The 24,461-nt window shown below is 58.1% G+C and carries 20 protein-coding genes; 14 read left to right on the plus strand and 6 right to left on the minus strand.

What is annotated here, in order from left to right; genetic code table 11:
- The first annotated feature begins 137 nt into the window (after positions 1-137).
- From HB680_RS23460 to HB680_RS23500, 9 genes are all read left to right on the plus strand, one after another.
- Positions 138-1,739: an ABC transporter substrate-binding protein gene (locus tag HB680_RS23460; protein WP_213940855.1), complete on the plus strand. Its 1,602-nt coding sequence runs from the start codon at positions 138-140 to the stop codon at positions 1,737-1,739.
- A 259-nt stretch (positions 1,740-1,998) separates the two neighbouring features.
- Positions 1,999-3,624 carry an ABC transporter substrate-binding protein gene (locus HB680_RS23465; protein ID WP_054049975.1) on the plus strand — a complete coding sequence of 542 codons (1,626 nt, stop codon included), beginning with the start codon at positions 1,999-2,001 and terminating at the stop codon, positions 3,622-3,624.
- 297 nt (positions 3,625-3,921) lie between these two features.
- The gene (locus tag HB680_RS23470; RefSeq protein ID WP_213940856.1) at positions 3,922-5,523 is read left to right on the plus strand and encodes an ABC transporter substrate-binding protein; all 1,602 of its coding nucleotides are present in this window, start codon (positions 3,922-3,924) and stop codon (positions 5,521-5,523) included.
- A 172-nt stretch (positions 5,524-5,695) separates the two neighbouring features.
- The gene (locus tag HB680_RS23475; protein ID WP_213940857.1) at positions 5,696-7,108 is read left to right on the plus strand and encodes an OprD family porin; all 1,413 of its coding nucleotides are present in this window, start codon (positions 5,696-5,698) and stop codon (positions 7,106-7,108) included.
- A 78-nt stretch (positions 7,109-7,186) separates the two neighbouring features.
- On the plus strand, positions 7,187-8,782 hold the full coding sequence (locus HB680_RS23480; RefSeq protein WP_213940858.1) for an ABC transporter substrate-binding protein: 1,596 nt from the start codon (positions 7,187-7,189) through the stop codon (positions 8,780-8,782).
- 74 nt (positions 8,783-8,856) lie between these two features.
- Positions 8,857-9,867 carry an ABC transporter permease subunit gene (locus HB680_RS23485; RefSeq protein WP_054049982.1) on the plus strand — a complete coding sequence of 337 codons (1,011 nt, stop codon included), beginning with the start codon at positions 8,857-8,859 and terminating at the stop codon, positions 9,865-9,867.
- 13 nt (positions 9,868-9,880) lie between these two features.
- Positions 9,881-10,792 (plus strand): ABC transporter permease subunit, encoded by a 912-nt coding sequence (locus tag HB680_RS23490; RefSeq protein ID WP_213940940.1) that lies wholly within the window; start codon positions 9,881-9,883, stop codon positions 10,790-10,792.
- A 10-nt stretch (positions 10,793-10,802) separates the two neighbouring features.
- Positions 10,803-11,771 carry an ABC transporter ATP-binding protein gene (locus tag HB680_RS23495; protein ID WP_054049984.1) on the plus strand — a complete coding sequence of 323 codons (969 nt, stop codon included), beginning with the start codon at positions 10,803-10,805 and terminating at the stop codon, positions 11,769-11,771.
- Positions 11,771-12,751, plus strand: a complete 981-nt coding sequence (locus tag HB680_RS23500; protein WP_213940859.1) for a peptide ABC transporter ATP-binding protein — start codon at positions 11,771-11,773, stop codon at positions 12,749-12,751. The genes HB680_RS23495 and HB680_RS23500 overlap by 1 nt, the downstream gene beginning before the upstream one ends.
- 181 nt (positions 12,752-12,932) lie before the next feature.
- Here HB680_RS23500 and HB680_RS23505 read toward each other — a convergent pair whose 3' ends face one another.
- From HB680_RS23505 to HB680_RS23515, 3 genes are all read right to left on the minus strand, one after another.
- Positions 12,933-13,190 (minus strand): hypothetical protein, encoded by a 258-nt coding sequence (locus HB680_RS23505; RefSeq protein WP_213940860.1) that lies wholly within the window; start codon positions 13,188-13,190, stop codon positions 12,933-12,935.
- A 349-nt stretch (positions 13,191-13,539) separates the two neighbouring features.
- Positions 13,540-13,998, minus strand: coding sequence for a hypothetical protein (locus tag HB680_RS23510; RefSeq protein WP_213940861.1), 459 nt, complete (start codon positions 13,996-13,998; stop codon positions 13,540-13,542).
- A 267-nt stretch (positions 13,999-14,265) separates the two neighbouring features.
- Entirely contained in the window at positions 14,266-15,849 is a 1,584-nt protein-coding gene (locus HB680_RS23515; RefSeq protein WP_213940862.1) for a peptide chain release factor 3, read from the minus strand.
- Between the two features lie 492 nt (positions 15,850-16,341).
- Here HB680_RS23515 and HB680_RS23520 point away from each other — a divergent pair, with 492 nt between their 5' ends.
- The 4 genes from HB680_RS23520 to HB680_RS23535 are packed head-to-tail and all read left to right on the plus strand — an operon-like array spanning position 16,342 to position 19,792.
- Entirely contained in the window at positions 16,342-17,058 is a 717-nt protein-coding gene (locus tag HB680_RS23520) for an ABC transporter permease (RefSeq protein ID WP_054049992.1), read from the plus strand.
- Between the two features lie 20 nt (positions 17,059-17,078).
- The gene (locus tag HB680_RS23525; RefSeq protein WP_213940863.1) at positions 17,079-17,972 is read left to right on the plus strand and encodes a glycine betaine ABC transporter substrate-binding protein; all 894 of its coding nucleotides are present in this window, start codon (positions 17,079-17,081) and stop codon (positions 17,970-17,972) included.
- Positions 17,973-17,984: 12 nt separating this feature from the next.
- The gene (locus HB680_RS23530) at positions 17,985-18,638 is read left to right on the plus strand and encodes an ABC transporter permease (RefSeq protein WP_213940864.1); all 654 of its coding nucleotides are present in this window, start codon (positions 17,985-17,987) and stop codon (positions 18,636-18,638) included.
- Positions 18,635-19,792 (plus strand): ABC transporter ATP-binding protein, encoded by a 1,158-nt coding sequence (locus HB680_RS23535; protein WP_213940865.1) that lies wholly within the window; start codon positions 18,635-18,637, stop codon positions 19,790-19,792. The genes HB680_RS23530 and HB680_RS23535 overlap by 4 nt, the downstream gene beginning before the upstream one ends.
- A 52-nt stretch (positions 19,793-19,844) precedes the next feature.
- Here HB680_RS23535 and HB680_RS23540 read toward each other — a convergent pair whose 3' ends face one another.
- Positions 19,845-20,726 carry a hypothetical protein gene (locus HB680_RS23540; protein ID WP_213940866.1) on the minus strand — a complete coding sequence of 294 codons (882 nt, stop codon included), beginning with the start codon at positions 20,724-20,726 and terminating at the stop codon, positions 19,845-19,847.
- 758 nt (positions 20,727-21,484) lie between these two features.
- On the opposite strand from HB680_RS23540, the gene HB680_RS23545 reads away from it, so the two are divergent.
- The gene (locus tag HB680_RS23545; RefSeq protein ID WP_213940867.1) at positions 21,485-22,648 is read left to right on the plus strand and encodes a type III PLP-dependent enzyme; all 1,164 of its coding nucleotides are present in this window, start codon (positions 21,485-21,487) and stop codon (positions 22,646-22,648) included.
- 222 nt (positions 22,649-22,870) lie between these two features.
- Here the strand turns inward: HB680_RS23545 and HB680_RS23550 are convergent, their stop codons facing one another.
- A complete protein-coding gene (locus HB680_RS23550) occupies positions 22,871-23,638 on the minus strand; it encodes a tetratricopeptide repeat protein (RefSeq protein ID WP_213940868.1) in 768 nt (255 codons plus the stop codon).
- Positions 23,635-24,315, minus strand: coding sequence for a Fe2+-dependent dioxygenase (locus tag HB680_RS23555; RefSeq protein ID WP_213940869.1), 681 nt, complete (start codon positions 24,313-24,315; stop codon positions 23,635-23,637). The genes HB680_RS23550 and HB680_RS23555 overlap by 4 nt, the downstream gene beginning before the upstream one ends.
- Positions 24,316-24,461: the final 146 nt, after the last annotated feature.

Consider the following 24,461-nt stretch of genomic DNA (forward strand, 5'->3'; position numbering starts at 1 on the left):
AGCGGTGGCTCAGGCCACAAGGATGTTGCATGTATGCCCGGATAGAGCAGTCCACCTAAAAAAACGATATTTCCGCCTAACCGGTCAACAACGCTACTCTCAGGGGTATACCGCTACCCAAATCCCCCGGGGACTCCATGGAAAGAACCACCGTCAAACCGCTTTTGCTTGCCCTCGCCCTCGTCGCCATCGCGCCATTCGCCCAAGCCGCCACAACCCTGGTCTACTGCTCCGAAGCCAGCCCCGCCGGTTTCGACCCGAGCCAGTACACCAGCGGCACTGACTTCGATGCTTCGGCGGAGACGGTTTTCAACCGCCTCACCCAGTTCAAGCGCGGCGGCACTGAAGTCGAGCCCGGTTTGGCGACGCGTTGGGATGTGAGCCAGGACGGCCTCAGCTACACCTTTCACCTGCGCGACGGCGTGAAGTTCCACACCACGGACTATTTCACCCCGACCCGGGACTTCAACGCCGACGACGTGCTGTTCACCTTCCAGCGCCTGCTCGATCCGGAGAACGCGTTCCGCAAGGCTTACCCCGCCGAGTCGCCGTACTTCACCGACATGGACCTGAACAAAACGATCAAGAGCGTCGACAAGCTCGACGAGCACACCGTGCGTTTCAGCCTGAACAACGTCGATGCCGCTTTCATCCAGAACCTGGCCATGAGCTTCGCCTCGGTGCAGTCCGCCGAATACGGCGCGCAGCTATTAAAGGAAGGCAAGGCAGCGGACATCAACCAGAAGCCGATCGGCACCGGTCCGTTCGTGTTCAAGCGTTATCAGAAAGACTCGCAGATCCGCTTCGCCGGCAATAAGGCGTACTGGAAACCCGAGGATGTAAAAATCGACACCCTGGTGTTCTCGATCACCCCGGATGCTGCCGTGCGTTTGCAGAAGCTCAAGGCCGGCGAATGTCAGGTCAGCGGCTATCCGCGCCCGGCGGACATCGAGGTGATGGAGAAAGACCCGAACCTTACGGTGCTCAAGCAGGCCGGTTTCAACCTCGGCTTCCTGGCGTACAACGTGACCCACCCGCCGCTGGATCAGCTCAAGGTCCGCCAGGCCCTGGACATGGCCATCGACAAACCGGCGATCATCAAAGCCGTCTACCAAAGTGCCGGTCAGCTCGCGCAAAACGCCCTGCCACCAGCGCAATGGTCGTTTGATCCGAACATCAAGGACGCGCCGCACGATCCGACCAAGGCCAAGGCGCTACTGAAAGAAGCAGGGGTTGCACCGGGTACGACTATTAATTTATGGGCCATGACCGTGCAGCGCGCCTCCAACCCGAATGCGCGGATGTCGGCGCAGATGATCCAGCAGGATTGGGAGAAGGTCGGGATCAAGGCCAACATCGTCAGCTATGAGTGGGGCGAGTACATCAAGCGCGCCAAGAATGGCGAGCACGATGCGATGATTTACGGCTGGACCGGCGACAACGGTGACCCGGACAACTGGCTCGGCGTGCTTTACAGCTGCGCAGCGGTGAAAGGTAGCAACTACGCTAAGTGGTGCGACCCGGCGTACGACAAGCTGGTGCAGCAGGCCAAGGTCTCAACCGACCGCAATGAACGAGTCAAGTTGTACCAGCAGGCCCAGAAAATCCTTAAGCAGCAGGTGCCTATTACGCCGATTGCCAACTCGACGGTGTTCCAGCCTCTGCGCAAGGAAGTGACCGACTTCAAGATCAGTCCTTTTGGCCTCACACCCTTCTATGGCGTGGGTATAAATAAGTAACACCGCGCTCTAACCGGGTGCGCCATACGCCCCGGCTGCCCCTTCATGGGGCGCCATTTGCACCGTAAAAAACGCGCGCAAACGGTCAAATGCGTCAATAGTTATACATATGCGACATTAAGGTACGTACGTGCCACTGTTTAAGACTTGTGGCCGTTCTGGATCTTGCAATGGGTATGGCCCCTGCATAAGTATCCGCAGGCACGACTCACGAGGTCGTCCTCTAATTCCAAAAATGACAACAAATCATGAGGCCACCATGCTTAAACACGCGGTCATTCCGTTTTTAGTCGGCGCCAGCTTGTTAGCTGCCGCACCTTTCGCCCAAGCGGCGACTAACCTGGTGTTTTGCTCCGAAGGGAGCCCGGCCGGTTTTGATCCTGGTCAGTACACCACCGGAACCGACTTCGACGCCTCTGCAGAAACCATGTTCAACCGCTTGACTCAGTTCGAGCGCGGCGGCACCGCTGTAATCCCGGGTTTGGCGACTAGCTGGGACATTTCCACGGATGGTCTGACGTACACCTTCCACCTGCGTGAAGGCGTCAAGTTCCACACCACCCCGTACTTCAAGCCTACTCGTGAGTTCAACGCCGACGACGTGCTGTTCACCTTTAATCGCATGATTAACAAGGATGATCCGTTCCGCAAAGCGTACCCGACTGAATTCCCGTACTTCACCGATATGGGGATGGATACCAACATCACCAAAATCGATAAAGTCGACGACAAAACCGTCAAGTTCACTTTGAAAGAAGTGGACGCAGCGTTCATCCAGAACATGGCCATGAGCTTCGCGTCCGTGCAATCCGCCGAGTACGCTGCCCAGCTGCTCAAGGAAGGCAAAGCCGCCGACATCAACCAGAAGCCGGTCGGCACTGGTCCGTTCGTGTTCAAGAGCTACCAGAAAGACTCCAACATCCGCTACACCGGGAACAAGGACTACTGGAAGCCTGACGACGTCAAGATCGACAACCTGATCTTCGCCATCACCACCGACCCGTCGGTGCGTATTCAGAAGCTGAAGAAGAACGAGTGCCAGATCACTCTGTTCCCGCGTCCGGCCGACCTGAAGGCGCTGCAAGAAGACAAGACACTGAAAGTGCCTAACCAGGCTGGTTTCAACCTGGGTTACATCGCCTACAACGTGATGGATAAGATCAAGGGCAGCGATCAGCCGAACCCGATGGCCCAACTGAAAGTGCGTCAGGCACTGGACATGGCCGTCAACAAACAGCAGATCATCGACTCCGTTTACCAAGGTGCTGGTCAACTGGCCGTCAACGCCATGCCGCCAACCCAATGGTCCTACGACACCACCATCAAGGATGCGCCGTACAACCCTGAGAAAGCCAAAGAGCTGCTCAAGGAAGCGGGCATCAAGGAAGGGACCGAGATCAACCTGTGGGCCATGCCGGTTCAGCGTCCGTACAACCCGAACGCCAAACTGATGGCTGAAATGCTGCAGTCCGACTGGGCCAAGATCGGTATCAAGGCCAAGATCGTGACCTATGAGTGGGGCGAGTACATCAAGCGCTCCAAAGGCGGCGAAAACGGCGCGATGCTGATTGGCTGGAGCGGCGATAACGGTGACCCGGACAACTGGCTCAACGTGCTGTTCGGCTGCGACTCGCTGCAGGGCAACAACTTCTCCAAGTGGTGTGACAAGAAGTTCGACGGCATCGTAAAAGAAGCCAAGCGCACGACCGACCAGGGCAAGCGCACCGAGTTGTACAAACAGGCGCAACACGTCCTCAAGGACGCCGTTCCAATGACACCTATCGCTCACTCGACGGTGTTCCAACCCATGCGCGACAACGTGCAGGACTTCAAGATCAGCCCATTCGGCTTGAACTCCTTCTACGGCGTCAGCGTCAGCAAATAAGATCGGGCAACGGCGGCGTGTTTAACGTCGCCGTTGCTTTATCTGCCGGGAATGTAGGAATTATCTGACAGCCAAATCCTCTGCGTACCACAGCAGATGTTTAGGACGTGTCGGCTTTTCCTACGAGTTTTTCAGGCCTTTCCGCATTTACTGCCAGACCCACGGCCCATACCGTCGGGATCTGACCAGTTTATGCGTGGGCCCTCGGTTTGCTGCACATGGTTTGAGATCAATGAAGTCCCCACGTCCCTGGACGGGACGGTGGCTCATTGTTAAACACTAGAAAGAGGGAGCGTCATGCGCCATACCTTGGTTTTATCCGCATTGCTGGGCACCGGCCTGTTGGCCGCCACTTCCATCAGCCAGGCCGCCAACAACAGCCTGGTCTTCTGCTCTGAAGGCAGCCCCGCCGGTTTCGACACGGCGCAGTACACCACTGCGACCGATAACGACGCCGCCGAGCCGCTGTACAACCGACTGGCAGAGTTTGAAAAAGGCGCGACCAACGTCGTACCGGGCCTGGCAACACGCTGGGATATTTCCGAAGACGGCCTCACGTACACCTTCCACCTGCGCGAAGGGGTGAAATTCCACACCACGCCTTACTTCACGCCAACCCGTGACTTCAATGCCGATGACGTGCTGTTCACGTTCAACCGCATGCTCGACCCACAACAACCTTTCCGTAAGGCTTACCCCACCGAGTTCCCGTATTTCAACGGGATGAGCCTGAACAAGAACATCGCCAAGGTCGAAAAGACCGGGCCGCTGACCGTGGTCATGACGCTCAACAGCGTCGATGCCGCGTTCATCCAGAACATCGCCATGAGCTTCGCCGCCATCCTGTCCGCCGAATACGCCGACAAACTGCTGGCCGAAGGCAAACCGAGCGAGATCAACCAGAAGCCGATCGGCACTGGCCCGTTCGTGTTCAAGAGCTACCAGAAAGATTCCAACATCCGCTACTCCGGCAACAAGCAGTACTGGGACCCGAGCCGGGTCAAGCTCGACAACCTGATTTTCGCCATCAACACCGACGCCTCGGTGCGGGTGCAGAAACTCAAGGCCAACGAATGCCAGATCACCCTGCATCCGCGTCCGGCCGATGTGACGGCATTGAAGAACGATCCGAAACTCAAGCTCATCGAGAAGCCGGGTTTCAACCTTGGCTACATCGCCTATAACGTGCGGCACAAGCCGTTCGACCAGCTCGAAGTGCGCCAGGCGCTGGACATGGCGGTGAACAAGCAAAGCATTCTCAACGCCGTATACCAGGGCGCCGGGCAGTTGGCGGTCAACGCCATGCCGCCGACCCAATGGTCCTACGACGACACCATCAAGGATGCCGCCTACAACCCGGAAAAAGCCAAGGAACTGCTCAAGGCTGCCGGCGTGAAGGAAGGCACCGAAATCACCCTCTGGGCCATGCCGGTCCAGCGCCCATACAACCCCAACGCCAAGTTGATGGCCGAGATGCTTCAGGCTGACTGGGCGAAAATCGGCCTGAAGGTGAAGATCGTCAGCTATGAATGGGGCGAGTACATCAAGCGCACCAAGAACGGCGAACACGACATCAGCCTGATCGGCTGGACGGGCGACAACGGGGACCCGGACAACTGGCTCGGCACGCTTTATAGCTGCGATGCCATTGGCGGCAACAACTACTCCATGTGGTGTGATCCGGCTTACGACAAGCTGATCAAGCAGGCCAAGATCGTCACTGATCGTGACCAGCGCACCGTGCTTTACCAACAGGCGCAGCAATTGCTCAAGCAGCAAGTGCCGATCACGCCAGTCGCTCACTCGACGGTCAACCAGCCGTTAAGCGCCAAAATCGAAGGGTTCAAGGTGAGCCCTTTTGGTCGCAACGTGTTCTCGGGTGTCAGCATAGAAAAATAACCGATAGCCAGAAACGCTGAGGGCGGATTCCGTCCTCACGCAAACGTGTTGCCGTAATTCGCCGATCCGGCCTACAGCAAACGTTTGCGATGCCTTGAACGAGTTACAAACCAAATAGCCGGATCACCAAAAAAGACCGGCATTAAAAAAAAGAAAGAAAGGAGCTTCACCCATGAAACTGAGCAACACCGCGATTTTGGCCTTGGCCATCAGCAGCATCACCGCCACGGCTTACGCGGAATCCCAAAGTCAGGACTTCACCCCGGTGACGGTCAACACCGCCAGCGCCCAAGCGGATGCCCCCGGCTTCCTCGAAGGTTCTACCATCAGCGGCACAACCCGTAACTGGTATGCCAACGAACAACTGAAACGTGGCGGCAAGTTCACCTACCGCAAAGACGGCGTAGCTACGCCGACCGACCGCCGGATCAACTGGGTCCAGGGCACGATCGTCAACTACACCTCGGGCTTCACCCAAGGCACCGTGGGCGTCAGCACCGAAGTGGCCGCGTACAACGCCGTGGCGCTGGAGCGCGATCGCAAGAACCTGGCTTCCAACAACGGTGGCGCACCGGGTTCGCGTCCAGGCGCAGGCAACAACCGTACCCTGACCAACGAAGGCGGCGACGCTGAAGGCCAGTGGAGCAAACTGGGCCTGGCCAACGTCAAGTTCCGCGTGTCGAACACCACCCTGACCGCCGGTCGCCAGAACTTCAGCACCCCGATCGTCGACAACATCGGCAACCGTCCGCTGCCGTCGAGCTTTGAAGGTGTGAGCATTCACAGCGAAGAGCTGAACAACCTGTCGTTCGACGCCGGCACATTCGATCGCGTATCGCCGCGTACCGAAGAAAGCCTGTCGAAATTCCGCTCCGAGTACACCAACAACAGCGCTGAAACCGACCACGTCAACATCGTCGGCCTGAACTACCAGCCACTGAAAAGCCTGAAGACCAGCCTCTACGCTTCCCAGGTTGAAGACTTCTGGAACCAGTACTACTTCGGCGCCACCCACGAACTGGGTGACAGCCAGGTTCTGAGCCTGACCACCGGCCTGAACTACTACAAAACCGTCGATGCCGGCAAAAAAGAGATGGGCGAAATCGACAACGACACCTACTCCCTGTCGTTCGGCCTGACTCACCAGGCTCACAGCCTGACCTTCTCGTACCAGGAAATTAACGGTAACGAGTACTTCGACTACCTGCACGAAACCAACGGCATCTACCTGGCCAACTCCCTGCTGTCCGACTTCAACGGCCCGAACGAAAAATCGTTCCAGATCGCCTACGGTCTGAACATGGCTGAATACGGCGTGCCAGGCCTGAAGTTCAACATCTACCAGGCTCGCGGCTGGGGCATCGACGGTACTCACTACACCGGCACCGCCTACGACGTGCGCAACATGGACGGCGAACACCATTACGAATACGGCATCGGCAGTTCGTACGCCGTGCAGAGCGGTCCGCTCAAAGCGACCACCATCCGCGCGACCTACACCACTCACCGCGCCAGCGAAAACCAGGCTGATGGCAGCATCAACGAGTTCCGTCTCGTGACCACCATCCCGTTCAAGGTTTTGTAATACCGCACGCCAACGGCTGACTCATCAAGAGTCGGCCGTTTGGCTTTTATCTGTTCAACCGATTGCAGAGGGCTCTTGATGAAAATGCTTCCCCTACGTGCGGCCATCGCTGCCGCGTTGCTGAGTGTCGCTGTTGGTGTCTCGGCCAAACCCCTGGTGGTCTGTACCGAAGCCAGCCCGGAAGGCTTCGACATGGTCCAGTACACGACTGCAGTCACAGCCGATGCGGTGGCCGAAACCATCTTCAATCGTCTGGCGGACTTCAAGCCCGGTACCACCGAAGTGGTTCCGGCACTGGCCGATTCCTGGGACATCAGCGAGGACGGTCTGACCTATACGTTCCACCTGCGCAAAGGCGTCAAGTTCCACACCACCGATTACTTCAAGCCGACCCGCGACATGAACGCCGACGACGTGGTCTGGAGCTTCCAGCGTCAACTGGACCCGAATCACCCGTGGCACAAACTGTCGAGCGTGGGCTTCCCGTACTTTGAAAGCATGGGCTTCAAGGAACTGCTCAAAAGCGTCGAGAAGATTGACGACAACACCGTCACTTTCACGCTGACCCGTCGTGAAGCGCCGTTCCTGGCCGACATTGCCATGGCCTTCTCCTCGATCTACTCCGCCGAGTACGCCGACCAGTTGCTCAAGGCCAACAAGGCTGGCGATCTGAACAACAAGCCGATCGGTACCGGCCCGTTCATCTTCCAGCGCTACGCCAAGGACGCTCAGGTCCGGTTCAAGGCCAACCCGGAGTACTTCCGTGGCAAGCCACCGGCCGAAGCGCTGATCCTGGCCATCGCCACCGACAACAACGTGCGCCTGCAAAAACTCAAGGCCAACGAGTGTCAGATCGCGCTGTATCCGAAGCCGGATGACATCCCGAGCATCAAGAAAGACCCGAACCTGAAAGTCGATGAACTGAACGCGATGACCGTTTCGTACATCGCCATGAACACCACCCACAAGTACATGAGCGACGTGCGGGTGCGTAAAGCCATCGACATCGCCTTCGACAAGGCCGCTTACGTCAATGCGCTGTTTGGCAAAGGCAATGCGACGGTCGCGGTCAACCCGTACCCGGACACCCTGCTGGGCTACAACCACAAGCTGACCAATCCGCCACGTGACCTGGACAAGGCCCGCGCCCTGCTCAAGGAAGCCGGCGTACCGGAAGGCACCACGTTTACTCTGTTCACCCGTAACGGCGGCGGTCCGACCAACCCGAACCCGATGCTCGGCGCACAGATGATGCAGGCTGACCTGGCCAAGGTCGGGATCAAGATCGACATCCGCGTCATGGAGTGGGGCGAGATGCTCAAGCGCGCCAAAAACGGCGAGCACGACATGGTTTCCGCCGGATGGGCGGGCGACAACGGCGACCCGGATAACTTCCTGACGCCTATGCTCAGTTGCGAGGCGGCCAAAAACGGCGAAAACTACGCGCGCTGGTGCAGCGAGAAATTCCAGACGCTGATCGATGAAGCCCGAGCTAAAGTGAACCCGGCCGAACGCGCAGCGCTCTATGAGCAAGCCCAGGAAGTCTTTAACCAGGACCAACCCTGGATCAGCATGGCTCACACCCGTATGTTCACCGCAATGCGCAACAACGTAGAGGGCTATCACATTAGCCCCCTCACCACTAATAACTTCGCCACCACCCAGGTGAAGTAGATAAGAAAACTCCCGGCGTCCCTGACTCCAGGGACGCCAGGCACGCCTAACCGGCTGATGAGGTACCACACAAGATGTTTAGTTTTATTGCCCGCCGACTGGGGTTACTGATCCCCACGTTTTTCGGCATCACCTTGCTGACTTTCGCGTTGATTCGCATGATTCCGGGCGACCCCGTGGAAGTAATGATGGGCGAACGTCGGGTCGACCCCGAAATGCACGCTCAGGCAATGGAACGCCTAGGTCTGAACAAACCCCTGTATGCCCAATACCTGGATTACATCGGCAAGTTAGCCCACGGCGATCTTGGAGAATCCCTGCGTACCCGTGAAAGTGTCTGGACCGAGTTCAGCTCTCTATTCCCTGCGACCCTGGAACTGTCCATGGCCGCCCTGTTGTTCGCCGGCATCCTGGGCCTGTTGGCCGGGGTGATCGCGGCACTCAAGCGAGGATCCCTGTTCGACCATGGGGTGATGGGCATCTCCCTGGCGGGATATTCGATGCCGATCTTCTGGTGGGGCCTGATCCTGATCATGTTCTTCTCGGTGTCCCTCGGCTGGACCCCGGTATCCGGGCGGATCGACCTGCTCTATGACATCGAGCCGCGCACCGGTTTCATGCTGATCGACACCTTGTTGGCAGATGACGTCGGCGCGTTCTTCGACGCCCTGCATCACCTGATCCTGCCGGCCATCGTGCTCGGCACCATCCCGCTGGCCGTTATCGCGCGAATGACCCGTTCTTCGATGCTCGAAGTGCTACGTGAAGACTACATCCGTACTGCCCGCGCCAAAGGCCTGTCGCCGGCGCGCGTGGTGTTCGTGCACGGCCTGCGCAACGCGCTGATTCCGGTACTGACCGTGGTCGGCCTGCAAGTCGGCACGCTGCTGGCCGGTGCGGTCCTGACCGAAACCATCTTCTCCTGGCCCGGCATCGGCAAATGGCTGATCGAAGCCATTGGCGCACGGGATTATCCCGTGGTGCAAAACGGCATCCTGTTAATCGCCTGCCTGGTGATTCTGGTCAACTTCGTAGTGGACATCCTCTACGGCTTTGCCAACCCACGCATTCGTCACCAGCGCTGAGATCATCATGACCATGACCACTCCAATTCCACCGGTAGCAGTCGATCAAAGCCTGCTGTACCCGTCTCCGTACAAAGAATTCTGGCAAGCATTTTCCAAGAACAAGGGTGCCGTCGCCGGCCTGCTGTTCATGCTGCTGGTGATTTTCTGCGCGATCTTCGCGCCATGGGTTGCCCCGCACAACCCGAGCGAGCAATACCGTGACTTCCTGCTGACCCCGCCGTCCTGGCTGGAAGGCGGGCAAATCCAGTTCCTGCTCGGCACCGATGAACTGGGTCGCGACCTGCTGTCGCGGCTGATCAACGGTTCGCGTCTGTCCCTGCTGATCGGTTTGTCGTCGGTGGTGATGTCGCTGATTCCGGGCATCCTGTTGGGTCTGTTCGCCGGGTTCTTCCCGCGCCTGCTCGGCCCGACCATCATGCGCCTGATGGACATCATGCTGGCCCTGCCGTCCCTGCTGCTGGCCGTGGCGATTGTCGCCATCCTCGGCCCTGGCCTGATCAACACCATCATCGCCATCGCCGTGGTTTCGTTGCCGTCCTATGTTCGTCTGACCCGCGCCGCGGTAATGGGCGAGCTGAACCGCGACTACGTGACCGCCGCGCGCCTCGCCGGTGCCGGCCTGCCACGTCTGATGTTCGTTACCGTGCTGCCGAACTGCATGGCACCGTTGATCGTTCAAGCGACCTTGAGCTTCTCCTCGGCGATTCTCGATGCCGCGGCCCTGGGCTTCCTCGGCCTTGGCGTACAACCGCCAACCCCTGAGTGGGGCACCATGCTGGCTTCGGCTCGCGACTACATCGAACGCGCCTGGTGGGTGGTCAGTCTGCCTGGCTTGACCATTTTGCTCAGCGTGCTGGCAATCAACTTGATGGGCGACGGCCTGCGCGATGCGCTGGACCCGAAACTCAAGAACGCCGCCTGAGGAGATTCAAATGTCACTGTTAGAAATCAAGAATCTCAACGTTCGCTTTGGCGACAAGAATGCCGTTCCGGTGGTCGACGGCCTCGACATTACCGTGGACAAGGGCGAAGTCCTGGCCATCGTCGGCGAATCGGGTTCCGGTAAGTCCGTGACCATGATGGCGCTGATGGGCCTGATCGAGCACCCGGGGATCGTCACCGCCGACGCGCTGAATTTCGACGGCAAGAACATGCTCAAGCTCAGCAGCCGTCAGCGTCGACAAATCGTCGGCAAAGACCTGGCCATGGTGTTCCAGGACCCGATGACCGCGCTGAACCCGAGCTACACCGTCGGTTTCCAGATCGAAGAAGTGCTGCGCTTGCACCTGAAAATGTCCGGCAAGCAAGCGCGCAAGCGTGCCATCGAACTGCTGGAAAAAGTTGAAATCCCGGGCGCTGCCAGTCGTATGGAGGCCTACCCGCATCAACTGTCTGGCGGTATGAGCCAGCGTGTTGCGATCGCCATGGCGATTGCCGGCGAACCGAAACTGCTGATCGCCGACGAACCGACCACCGCGTTGGACGTGACCATCCAGGCCCAGATCATGGACCTGCTGCTGGCCCTGCAGAAAGAGCAGAACATGGGCCTGGTGCTGATCACCCACGACCTTGCGGTCGTGGCCGAAACCGCCCAGCGCGTGTGCGTGATGTACGCCGGCCAAGCGGTGGAAGTGGGGCAAGTGCCGCAACTGTTCGACATCCCGGCGCACCCGTACAGCGAAGCGCTGCTCAAGGCGATTCCGGAACACAGCCTCGGCGCCACGCGTCTGGCCACGCTGCCGGGCATCGTTCCCGGTCGCTATGACCGTCCGCAGGGTTGCCTGCTGTCGCCGCGCTGCCCCTACGTGCAGGATTCCTGCCGTCAGCAACGCCCCGGCCTTGACCCGAAAAGCAACAGCCTCGCCCGCTGCTTCTACCCGCTGAACCAGGAGGTGGCGTAATGGCCGTCGTACTTACCGCCCGCGACCTGACCCGTCACTACGAAGTGTCCCGTGGCCTGTTCAAGGGCCATGCGACCGTCCGCGCCTTGAACGGTGTGTCGTTTGAACTGGAAGCCGGCAAGACCCTCGCCGTTGTTGGCGAATCGGGCTGCGGCAAATCCACCCTGGCCCGCGCCCTGACGCTGATCGAGGATCCGTCCTCCGGCTCCTTGAAAATCGCCGGGCAGGAAGTCACCGGCGCCGACAAGGCTCAGCGCAAGCAACTGCGCAAAGACGTGCAGATGGTGTTCCAGAGCCCGTACGCCTCATTGAACCCACGGCAGAAAGTCGGTGACCAGCTCGGCGAGCCGCTGCTGATCAACACCAATCTCTCCGCCGCCGAACGTCGCGAGAAAGTCCAGGCGATGATGAAGCAGGTGGGCTTGCGTCCTGAGCACTACCAGCGTTATCCGCACATGTTCTCCGGCGGTCAACGCCAGCGGATCGCCCTGGCGCGCGCCATGATGCTGCAACCGAAAGTGCTGGTCGCGGACGAACCGACCTCGGCGCTGGACGTATCGATCCAGGCGCAGGTGCTGAACCTGTTCATGGATTTGCAGCAAGAGTTCAACACCGCCTACGTGTTCATCTCCCACAACCTGGCCGTGGTCCAGCACGTGGCCGATGACGTGATGGTGATGTACCTCGGCCGCCCGGTAGAAATGGGCCCGAAGAACGACATCTACGAGCGCCCGCTGCACCCGTACACCCAGGCGTTGCTGTCGGCCACCCCGACCATTCACCCGGACCCGAACAAGCCGAAAATCAAGATCGTCGGCGAGTTGCCCAACCCGCTGAACCCGCCGTCGGGTTGCGCTTTCCACAAGCGCTGCCCATATGCCACCGAACGCTGCAGCACCGAAGAGCCAGCCCTGCGCCCTCTCGATAACCGCCAGGTGGCTTGCCACTACGCGGAGCAGTTCCTCGACGGCGCGGCATAAAAATGTGGGAGCTGGCTTGCTCGCGAAGAGGGTGTGTCAGTCGACATCACTGTTGAATGACACACCGCTTTCGCGAGCAAGCCCGCTCCCACAGGGTTTGCGGTGTACTTCCTGGTTGACCAAACCCCTTTTCCTGGACTGCGCATCAGTCCGGTAGAAGGGGTTTTCTTTTGTCTGCAATTTACGACTGGCTATCGCCCTCGTCGGCATCATCGGGGTCCGGCTCGTCGGTGGTCGAGTCGTCATCGTCAGCGCTGCCGCCCTGCCCTTTATCACCGCCCTCCGATTCGGATTTGGCGATCATCATGCCCGTGTGCACTACCTGCCCGCTCGAAGCCTGTTCACCATGCGCCGGGCAATCGGCCCACGCCGCCGACATGCCAACGGACAGCATCACCGAAACCTTAAGCAACAACACAATGCGTTGAAAAATGCTCATAGCCGATTCCATCCCTTCTAAGGTGCAGCATGGGTGCCTGACGGCGGGGAACCCGATTGCCGTGGCGCTGAATAAAATCTAGTTCCGTTCGGCGGGGTTCACCAGATAGGACGCTAACGAAGGCCGGGAATTGCTGCTGATAGGCAGATTGGTTTGGAATAAATGCTATGCCGAAAAGATCAAAAGATCGCAGCCTTCGGCAGCTCCTACGATCCAGTGTAGGAGCTGCCGAAGGCTGCGATCTTTTGATCTTGGCTATCGATGGACCGCTGCAGTAGGATAATTCTGAACACCATTTCCTGGACACTTGAGTCATCCCGTCTGCGCTACAGCGACAGAGCGTAAACGATTACTTCCTGGAGGCATCTTTCAGTTTTTTTGACTTCTCCAACTCCGAGTACCCCGTCAGGTTGGCACTTCCTATGAGCTTGATTTCAGAGTCATCCACTAATTTAGCGTCGAACCGGAAACTGACGCTGATATGTTCCTTGGCGAGATCGATTGCATTGACGAAGAGTGTCCCCCCCTTCAGCGTTTCCCACTGGCCATCACTGGTGCTGAATAAAATGTCCACTGTTACCGGCCCATCGGAGTCGGGATAAATCCTGTAATCACGCCCAGCCTCGATCTTCTCGTAATCCAGGAAAGTAATCGTCAAGGCCCTATCTCGATGCCAGCCCATCAGGACCAGTTCGTCATACTGGCGGTACTCCCAGAATGAAAGTTCATTGGCGTCGAAACGCTCAAAATCCGGATGGATTTCCGCTTCAAATTTGCCAGTGGTTGTTGCATTGGCTTGCGCTGTCATGTCGTTCTCCCTTCTCAATTCAGCCTGTTAAGAGAAACATTTCTCTCCCGCCTATTTGAAGAACGAAAAGCCCGCCGGTCTACTGTCAGATCTGACAGTAAAACGCTTAATCCTTGATCAAACCGACGAACGGCACGCCCAAAAATGCAAAAAACCCCGCAGCTTTCGCCACAGGGTTTGGGGGCGCCACATAGGCTATAGGAGCGAAGCTTGCTGACGATAGCTGTTCCGAAACCGCCACCGTCAGCTAAACGTACCCCTCACAAATTAATGATGCTCACGCGTCGCACGGAATTTCACATCCGGCCAACGCTCTTCCATCAACGCCAGGTTAACCCGGGTCGGAGCCAGGTAAGTCAGGTGACCGCCGCCGTCAATGGCGAGGTTTTCCACAGCCTTGACCTTGAACTCTTCAAGCTTCTTCTTATCGTCGCAATCGATCCAGCGCGCGGAGTACACGGTGATCGGCTCGTACGAGCATTCGACCTTGTATTCCTCTTTCAAGCGGCTGGCGACCACATCGAACTGCAGCACACCGACGGCGCCGAGGATGATGTCGTTGCTGCGCTCCGGGAAGAACACCTGGGTCGCGCCTTCTTCGGCCAGTTGCTGCAAGCCCTGGCGAAGTTGCTTGGATTTCAGCGGATCGCGCAGACGCACGCGGCGGAACAGTTCCGGGGCGAAGTGCGGGATGCCGGTGAAGCCCAGGGCTTCGCCTTCGGTGAAGGTGTCGCCGATCTGGATGGTGCCGTGGTTGTGCAGGCCGATGATGTCGCCGGCAAACGCTTCTTCCAGCTGCTCACGCTCGGAGGAGAAGAAGGTCAGCGCATCGCCGATCCGCACGTCTTTGCCGGTGCGCACGTGGCGCATCTTCATGCCTTTTTCGTACTTGCCGGAGCAGATACGCATGAAGGCGATACGGTCGCGGTGTTTCGGGTCCATGTTCGCCTGGATCTTGAACACGAAACCGGCGAATTTCTCTTCGACCGGTTCCACGGTGCGCTCGTTGGCGACACGGGCCAGGGGTTTCGGCGCCCAGTTGACCACGGCGTCGAGCACGTGATCGACACCGAAGTTGCCCAGCGCAGTACCGAAGAACACCGGGGTCAGTTGGCCGTCGAGGAATTCCTGTTGATTGAATTCGTGGCAGGCGCCCTGCACCAGTTCCAGCTGATCGACGAAGCGATCGTACTCGTCGCCCAAATGCGCGCGGGCTTCATCGGAGTCGAGCTTCTCGATGATTTTCACATCGGTGCGCTCGTGGCCGTGACCGGCGGTGTACACGATGATGTAGTCGTCGGCGAGGTGATAAACGCCTTTGAAATCGCGGTAGCAACCGATCGGCCAGGTGATCGGCGCAGCCTTGATCTTCAGGACCGCTTCGATTTCGTCAAGCAGTTCGATCGGGTCGCGGATGTCACGGTCGAGTTTGTTGATGAAGCTGACAATCGGCGTGTCACGCAGACGGCAGACGTCCATCAGCGCGATGGTCCGAGGCTCTACACCCTTACCGCCATCGAGGACCATCAAGGCCGAGTCCACTGCCGTCAGGGTGCGGTAGGTATCTTCGGAGAAGTCTTCGTGGCCCGGGGTGTCGAGCAGATTGATCATGTGATCGCGATACGGGAACTGCATGACCGACGTGGTAATCGAGATACCACGCTGCTTTTCCATTTCCATCCAGTCGGAGGTGGCATGGCGGTCGGACTTGCGAGACTTCACCGTGCCCGCAATCGCAATCGCCTTGCCCATCAGCAAGAGCTTCTCGGTGATGGTGGTTTTACCGGCATCGGGGTGGGAAATAATGGCGAAAGTGCGGCGTTTCGCGACTTCGGCGGCCTGTTTGGTCATGGGAAATCGCCTGGCAGGTGATTCAAAAAAGGGCGGCGAGTATAGCTCAAAACATGATCGCCGGACCACCGTTCGCCCTGTAGCAGCTGCCGAGCCCGCGAGGCTGCGTTCGGCGGCAAAGCCGTCGTAAATCCAGGCTCCGCGGTGCAGCAGGCACACCGCTATGGGTGACTTGACGACGACTTCGTCGCCGAACACAGCCTCACGGGCTCGGCAGCTGCTACATCGGGTAATTGAGATCAGCGGTGGCTAAATGCTGCTAATTATGGAACCTTTTAAAAGGTGGAGGCGTCCACTCCCCTGTTACAGCTCTCGTAGCAGGGTTTGAAAAACCTGCAAGTTAGCCTGACGAGGCTGCGCTTATGGCTCGATCTCATGCGGTTGCACCAGCATGAAGAGCTGCTTCTCGCGAACGTTGATTTCCCGGCAGCCAGTGATGGCATTGCCTCACGGGACTGCGTTCGCCGATCAAGAAAAAAAAGGAGTCCGCCTGTGGCTATTCGCTATGGCAAGGGGCTTATTGGAGGTGCGGTTGTCGTCGCACTCCTGGCCCTGCTGGTCCACTGGATTGGCATCAACACGATCGAACATTACCGCGACGATTTGTTGTTTTACCTGCAAGCTCACTTGATTCTCGTCCTTGTTTCCATGCTGGCCGCCCTCGTTGTAGGCATCCCCGCCGGTATCTTCCTCAGCCGCCCGACCATGGTGGGCCGCGCTGAACGCTTCATGCAGATCTTCAACATCGGCAACACTGTGCCGCCTCTCGCCGTACTGGCCATCGCCCTGGGGATTCTGGGCATCGGCAGCGGCCCCGCGATCTTCGCCCTGTTCCTCGCCTCGCTGTTGCCGATCGTGCGCAACACCTATGAAGGCCTGAAAAACGTCCAGGGTTCGCTCAAGGAAGCGGCGGTCGGCATCGGCATGACCCCGACGCAAGTGCTGTGGCGAGTCGAACTGCCGAACGCCGTGCCGATCATCATCGGTGGCGTGCGCGTGGCCCTGGCGATCAACGTCGGTACCGCACCACTGGCGTTCCTGATTGGTGCCAACAGCCTGGGCAGCCTGATTTTCCCTGGCATCGCCCTGAACAATCAGCCGCAACTGCTGCTCGGCGCGGCGTGCACCGCGCTGCTGGCCTTGCTGCTCGACGGCCTGGTGACACTCGCCAGCCGCCTCTGGCTCGAACGCGGCTTGCGCCCGTCTTAAGCCTCGGCAAAGGAATTTTTATGAAGAAATTAAGCTTGCTAATAGGCTGCGTCCTGCTGTTCTCGGGAATCGCACAAGCCGCTGAAAAACCGGTGATCCGCATCGGCGCCCGGGTGTTCACCGAACAAACCCTGCTCGCGGAAATCACGTCCCAATACCTGCGCACCAAGGGTTATGACACCCAGGTGACAGGCGGTCTGGGCAGCAACCTGGCCCGCAGCGCTCACGAAAGTGGCCAGCTCGATTTGATGTGGGAATACACCGGCGTCTCGCTGGTGGCTTACAACCACGTCACCGACAAGCTCGACAGCGCTCAGTCCTACGCCCGGGTGAAAGAACTCGACGCGAAAAAAGGACTGGTCTGGCTGACGCCGTCGAAATTCAGCAACACCTACGCCCTGGCCCTCCCGGAAACCACCGCGAAGGCTTACCCGCAGATCAACACGATCAGCGAGTTGAACACGGTCTTGCAGGCCGAGAAGAAAGACAATCACCTGTTAGCGCTGGACACCGAGTTCGCCAACCGCTCCGACGGTCTGGACGGCATGGTCGATCTGTACGGCATGAACCTGACCCGCAAAAAAATTCGGCAAATGGACGCCGGGTTGGTCTACACCGCCCTGCGTAACGGCCAGGTGTTTGCCGGCCTGGTCTACACCACCGACGGTCGACTGAACGCCTTCAAGCTGAAATTGCTTGAAGACGACAAGCATTACTTCCCGGACTACACCGCCGCGCCGGTCGTGCGTCAGGTTTACCTCGACGCCCATCCGAAGCTGGCCGAAGAACTCAAGCCACTGGCTGAACTGTTCGACGACGCCACCATGCGCGCGCTCAATGCCCGGGTCGATGTCGATCACGAAAGCCCTTCATCCGTTGCCGCAGATTTCCTGCGCCAGCACCCCATCAACTGAGGAGGAAAAGCCATGGAATTTCTGAACGCCTTTTCCCATCTCGACTGGCCGCAGGTTTTGCACCTGACCTGGCAGCACATCACTCTGGTCGGCATCGCCGTGACCCTGGCGATCCTGGCGGGCGTGCCGCTGGGCATCCTGATGACGCGCTTCCCGTCGCTCGCAGGCCCCTTGCAAGCCAGCGCCACGGTACTGCTGACCGTGCCGTCGATTGCGCTGTTCGGCCTGCTGTTGCCGTTCTACTCCAAGTTCGGCCAGGGCCTGGGCCCGATGCCCGCGATCACCGCAGTGTTTCTCTACTCGCTGCTGCCGATCATGCGTAACACCTACCTGGCGCTGACCGGCGTCGAACCCGGCATTCGCGAAGCCGCCCGCGGTATCGGCATGACCTTCGGCCAGCGCCTGCGCATGGTTGAACTGCCCATCGCCGTGCCGGTGATCCTCGCCGGTGTACGCACCGCCGTGGTCATGAATATTGGTGTCATGACCATCGCCGCGACCATCGGTGCCGGTGGCCTTGGTGTACTCATTCTCGCTTCAATCAGCCGCAGCGACATGTCGATGCTGATCGTCGGCGCCGTGCTGGTCAGTCTCCTGGCCATCTTCGCCGACCTGCTTCTGCAATGGCTGCAACGCACGCTGACTCCAAAAGGACTGCTCAAATGATCGAACTTCAAAACCTCAGCAAGACCTTCCAAAGCAACGGCAAAGATGTGAAAGCCGTGGACTCGGTAAGCCTGACCGTCAATGAAGGCGAAATCTGTGTGTTCCTCGGGCCATCGGGCTGCGGCAAAAGCACCACGCTGAAGATGATCAACCGCTTGATCAAGCCGACCTCGGGCAAGATCCTGATCAACGGCGAAGACACCACCGACCTCGACGAAGTGACCCTGCGTCGCAACATCGGTTATGTGATCCAGCAGATCGGTCTGTTCCCGAACATGACCATCGAGGAAAACATCACCATCGTTCCGCGCCTGCTGGGTTGGGACAAACAAAAATGCCACGACCGCGCCCGCGAATTGATGAGCATGATCAAGCTGGAGCCCAAGCAGTACCTGAATCGCTACCCGCGCGAGTTGTCCGGCGGTCAGCAGCAGCGGATCGGCGTGATTCGTGCGCTGGCGGCGGATGCGCCGCTGTTGTTGATGGATGAGCCGTTCGGCGCGGTCGACCCGATCAACCGCGAGATGATCCAGAACGAGTTCTTCGAGATGCAACGCGCGCTGAACAAGACCGTGATCATGGTCAGCCACGACATCGATGAAGCCATCAAGCTGGGCGACAAGATTGCGATTTTCCGCGCCGGCAAGCTGTTGCAGATCGATCACCCGGACACGCTGCTGGCGCACCCGGCGGACGACTTTGTCAGCAACTTCGTCGGCCAGGACAGCACGCTCAAGCGACTGTTGTTGGTGAAAGCCGAAGACGCGGCGGACAACGCGCCGTCGGTGAGCCCGGAAACCCCGGTGGCCGAGGCCCTGGAGTTGATGGACGAACTGGACCGTCGTTATGTGGTGGTCACGGACGGCGAGAACAAGGCGCTCGGTTATGTACGCCGTCGCGACCTGCACCGTCAGACCGGTACGTGCGCTCAGTACCTGCGCGAGTTCAACGCCACCGCGGCGTTCGACGAGCATCTGCGCATCCTGTTGTCACGCATGTACGAGTTCAACCGTTCGTGGCTGCCGGTGATGGACGCCGAGCGGGTATTCTTGGGAGAAGTGACCCAGGAATCGATTGCCGAATACCTGAGCTCCGGCAAATCCCGTGGGGGCAAGACCAGCATTGTCTCGCCGGCCGAGACGGCGTTGGCCTGATCGCGCGTCTAACCAGGCCGCTCTCCTGCCGGAGAACGGCCCGGCGACTCGATCAGGAAGAGATGGCCTGATCGGCGGCAATAAACTGGAACACCGCATCGGAAGCGGGTGTCTGTGGCAGTGTGAGCTTGATCATCGGCACCCAGATCCCGGTTTGCGTCTTGAAGTCTCGCTGGTTGTATTGAGCCCCCACCTTTCCGGTATCGTTGAGATAGAAAAACGCTTCGATGGGCACGGTGGTGCCGAGGTTTGGCGCCCACTTGGCCATTCTGATTTCATTCTGCGTCTTGAACGCGTAAGTCCCCACCAGCCCCTCTGCCTTTATACCTTCATTGAACGCCGTAGTTGCTCCGGCATTCAATTCGTCACGTACATTGAACCCGCATAAGTATTGATATTTCGAAGGCGAAGCATTGAAGTGAGCGACATACTGCGCGGCGGTATTTATACCTTGAGCCTGGCACTCCCTACTGGCAATAATCCCCGGCGTTTGTCCGCAGCCCTGATCAGGGCGATTACTGGTTGCCCCGTCGACTGGAAAAAAGCACAGAATCTCCGGATCAAACTTACCGGCTGGTGCGTAAAAAATCGGATAAAAAATAAAACCCGTATTGTAGTCATACGCCAAATTGTCATATTTCGCGTCGGTTCTCAAATATGAAAATGAAACCCCGTTACCGGCTGGGTTCGGGTCCCAGACGTGGTACTCAGTGGAATAGCTGGTACCTCGTATCAGTACACCCGAGCAAAGAAATGCCGGCGCCGACGGGCTATTACGGCACATACTGGCTCTGTCGTTGTAACGATTGGTAAGGTGTCGAACGATATCCGGGCCAGAGTCCGCGCTCGTATATCTTCCTGGTCCTTCAATCGGCGAGTAGGTGGCGCACCCGGATATAATCAATGCAATCAGCAAGGCCATTATTTTTTTCATCGCTCATATCTCCACACATGAACACCAACAATCAACAAGCACGAACACATCTACCGCAAAAAAAACGACCCAACCCTCTACAACTGAGCTTTGGGCAGTACTACTGCGCACTTACCTATCTCTAAACAATGCAATCAAAAAATAAATTTTTGTTCATTGCACTCATTAATTTATATCAATAAATAGCAAGTCCAACTTAACCGCCTGATTTTTTGCACACAGGTACACCATAATGGCAACTTTAAAAGTGACCAACACGTGCATATTCGATAGTTCATCACCGAGAATTATTGCCCTTACAGTAGCGAATTCATGAATGCCTGACACCTGTCAGAAATGACAGTTCGCAGAGGTTTCTCGATACTTAATCGAACTTAAAAAAATTCCAGTTATTACCAGCGTCCACTGAATCCATTTCGTTGGGAAAATCCGACACGATGGAACATCAGCCTGTCATGTGGGTCCGTTACACCAGTGACAGAGTGGGACCGCACGACGGAAGCGTGCAAAAACGCGACATTTTTTGTTGATCTCAAGCCCCTCACGCCCTAAAGTTCGCGCCGAACGTCCATGCTGGAAACGATCCATCCGGCTCAAGTACTGACGACGAGACAGCAAGGCCAAGGGACGCACCATTTCCCATGGCCTTTTTGCTTTCGGCGGCAATGCCTTGGGAAGTAGGCGAACCAAAGTGGGGATACGGAGGACGTTCATTTGCACCCATTGATTAATCTAGTTTGCCAGTAGGAGATCCCAGCATGTCGATCAACGTCGAAGACTATTACGCACGCGAAACCTTCCAGAAAATGAAGGCGTTCGCCGACACGCAAGAAACCCCGTTCGTGGTGATCGACACCGCGATGATCAGCCAGGCCTATGACGACCTGCGCGCCGGTTTCGAATTCGCCAAGGTCTACTACGCGGTCAAGGCCAACCCGGCCGTCGAAATCATCGACCTGCTCAAAGAAAAAGGTTCGAGCTTCGACATCGCGTCGATCTATGAGCTGGACAAAGTGATGGACCGCGGCGTCAGCGCCGACCGTATCAGCTACGGCAACACCATCAAGAAATCCAAGGACATCCGCTACTTCTACGAGAAGGGCGTGCGTCTGTTCTCCACCGACTCCGAAGCCGACCTGCGCAACATTGCCAAGGCTGCACCGGGTTCGAAAGTCTACGTGCGCATCCTGACCGAAGGCTCGACCACGGCCGACTGGCCTTTGTCGCGCAAATTCGGCTGCCAGACCGACATGGCCATGGACCTGCTGATCCTCGCCCGTGACCTGGGCCTGGTGCCATACGGCATCTCGTTCCACGTCGGCTCGCAACAGCGCGATATCAGCGTCTGGGACGCGGCGATCGCCAAGGTCAAAGTGATCTTCGAACGTTTGAAAGAAGAAGACGGCATCCACCTGAAGCTGATCAACATGGGCGGCGGCTTCCCGGCCAACTACATCACCCGCACCAACAGCCTGGAAACCTACGCCGAAGAAATCATCCGTTTCCTCAAGGAAGACTTCGGTGACGACCTGCCGGAAATCATCCTGGAACCGGGCCGTTCGTTGATCGCCAACGCCGGCATCCTGGTCAGCGAAGTGGTGCTGGTCGCGCGTAAATCCCGTACCGCCGTTGAGCGATGGGTGTACACGGATGTGGGCAAATTCTCCGGCCTGATCGAAACCATGGACGAAGCCATCAAGTTCCCGATCTGGACCGAGAAGAAAGGCGAGATGGAAGAAGTCGTCATCGCCGGCCCGACCTGCGACAGCGCCGACATCATGTACGAGAACTACAAGTACGGCTTGCCGCTGAACCTGGCGATTGGTGACCGTTTGTACTGGTTGTCGACCGGTGCCTACACCACCAGTTACAGCGCCGTTGAGTTCAATGGCTTCCCGCCGCTGAAGTCGTTTTACGTGTAAGTACAACTGGTAGAAGTGAAAAGCCCATGACGAGTCATGGGTTTTTTTTGTGCCTGAAATCCGCGCACGCCCCCCCTGTAGGGCCTGGTAGGAGCTGTCGAGTGCAACGAGGCTGCGATCTTTTGATCTTTTTTTTTAAAATCAAAGTCAAAAGATCGCAGCCTCGTTGCACTCGACAGCTCCTACCAGCTCCTACCAGCACCTACCAGCCCGTACCAGCGCCTACAAAGGCCTGAGGTCGTACTCCAGTTCGGCGCAGCGGTGGGCATAATCCGCCACCAACGCTCGAATGTTCGGGTCCGTTGCGCTCGCCAATGCGTTACTCGCCACCCGCAAAAAATTCAGATTACCGCCGGCCAGTGCTTTGTGCAGCCAACCCAGCGCGTCTTCGATACTCCCCTCGTCCGCCAGCACCGCGGCATAACTGAACTGCCCACGAAAATCCCCGCCGAGCGCCGATCGTCGATACCAGTCGCGCGCAGCCCGTGGGTTCGCCGGGCAAACCCGTCCGTCTTCCAGATAGCGCCCCAGCAGGTTCATCGATTTCGCGTGGCCCATTTCAGCGGCACGGCGATAAAGACCCAGCGCTTGCACTTGGTCTTCAGCCACACCGCGCCCGGTCGCCAGCAGATTGGCGTAGTTGTACATCGCCCAATCCAGGCCCTTCTCGGCCGCCAGTCGATAATGCCCAGCAGCCACTGAAGCATCGGCGCTGCAACCCCAGCCATGCTCATGACAACGACCGAGCATATTGCGCGCCATCAAGTGCCCACCATTGGCTGCAATCCCGAACCAGCGCACCGCCAGCGGCTGATCCTGTTCGATGCCCTGCCCGTCCAGCAGAATCTGCCCGAGCAATGCCTGCGCATCGAGCACGCCTTCGCGCGCAGCGATCAGAATCGCCTGGGCCGCCCGAGCCGGACTTTCCTCCAGCATGGCTTTGAGCCGGTCACCGTCGAGGATTTCCTCGCGGCGCAGTTGATAACTCATACCTCGACCCAGCGGCGCAGCAGGTTGTGATAAGTGCCGGTGAGGCGGATCAGCGAGGGGTGATCGGGCATGTCCAGGGTCAATTGCTGGATAGCCCCGTCCATCTCGAACAGCAAGGCCCGTTGGCTGTCTTCGCGGACCAGGCTTTGGGTCCAGAAGAACGACGCGTAGCGGGTACCGCGAGTGACGGCGTTGACCTTGTGCAAACTGCTGCCGGGGTAGAGAACCATGTCGCCGGCGGGCAACTTGACCCGTTGGGTGCCGAAGGTGTCCTGGATTTCCAGCTCGCCGCCGTCGTAGTCGTCCGGCTCGCTGAAGAACAGCGTCGCCGACAGGTCGGTACGCACCCGTTCGATGCTGCCCTTGGGTTGGCGCACGGCGTTGTCGATGTGGAAGTCAAAACTGCCGCCCGCCGTGTAGCAGTTCAGCAACGGCGGGAAGACTTTGTGCGGCAGGGCCGCGGACATGAATTGCGGATTTTTCCACAGCCGTTCGAGCATCGCCGCGCCGATTTCCTTGGCCAGCGGATGACCTTCCGGCAGTTGCAGATTGTGCTTGGCCTTGGCCGACTGGAAGCCGGCGGTGATCTTGCCGTCCGCCCAATCCGCCTGTTCCAGGGCCTCGCGGATGCGCTGCACTTCTTCTTTCGCGAACACGCCGGGAATGTGCAGCAACATGAGGACGACACCTGATTTTAAAGAGGCGCCAATGGTATTGATTCTTATTGACCGTGTAAAACCCCGCAGACGAACGAGACATCAAAAACCGTAAGGATAAATTGTAAAGAATGTAAATTCGTCGCGAATAGTAACGTTTCGCAATT

Source organism: Pseudomonas sp. dw_612 (assembly GCF_018449725.1).
GTDB lineage: Bacteria > Pseudomonadota > Gammaproteobacteria > Pseudomonadales > Pseudomonadaceae > Aquipseudomonas.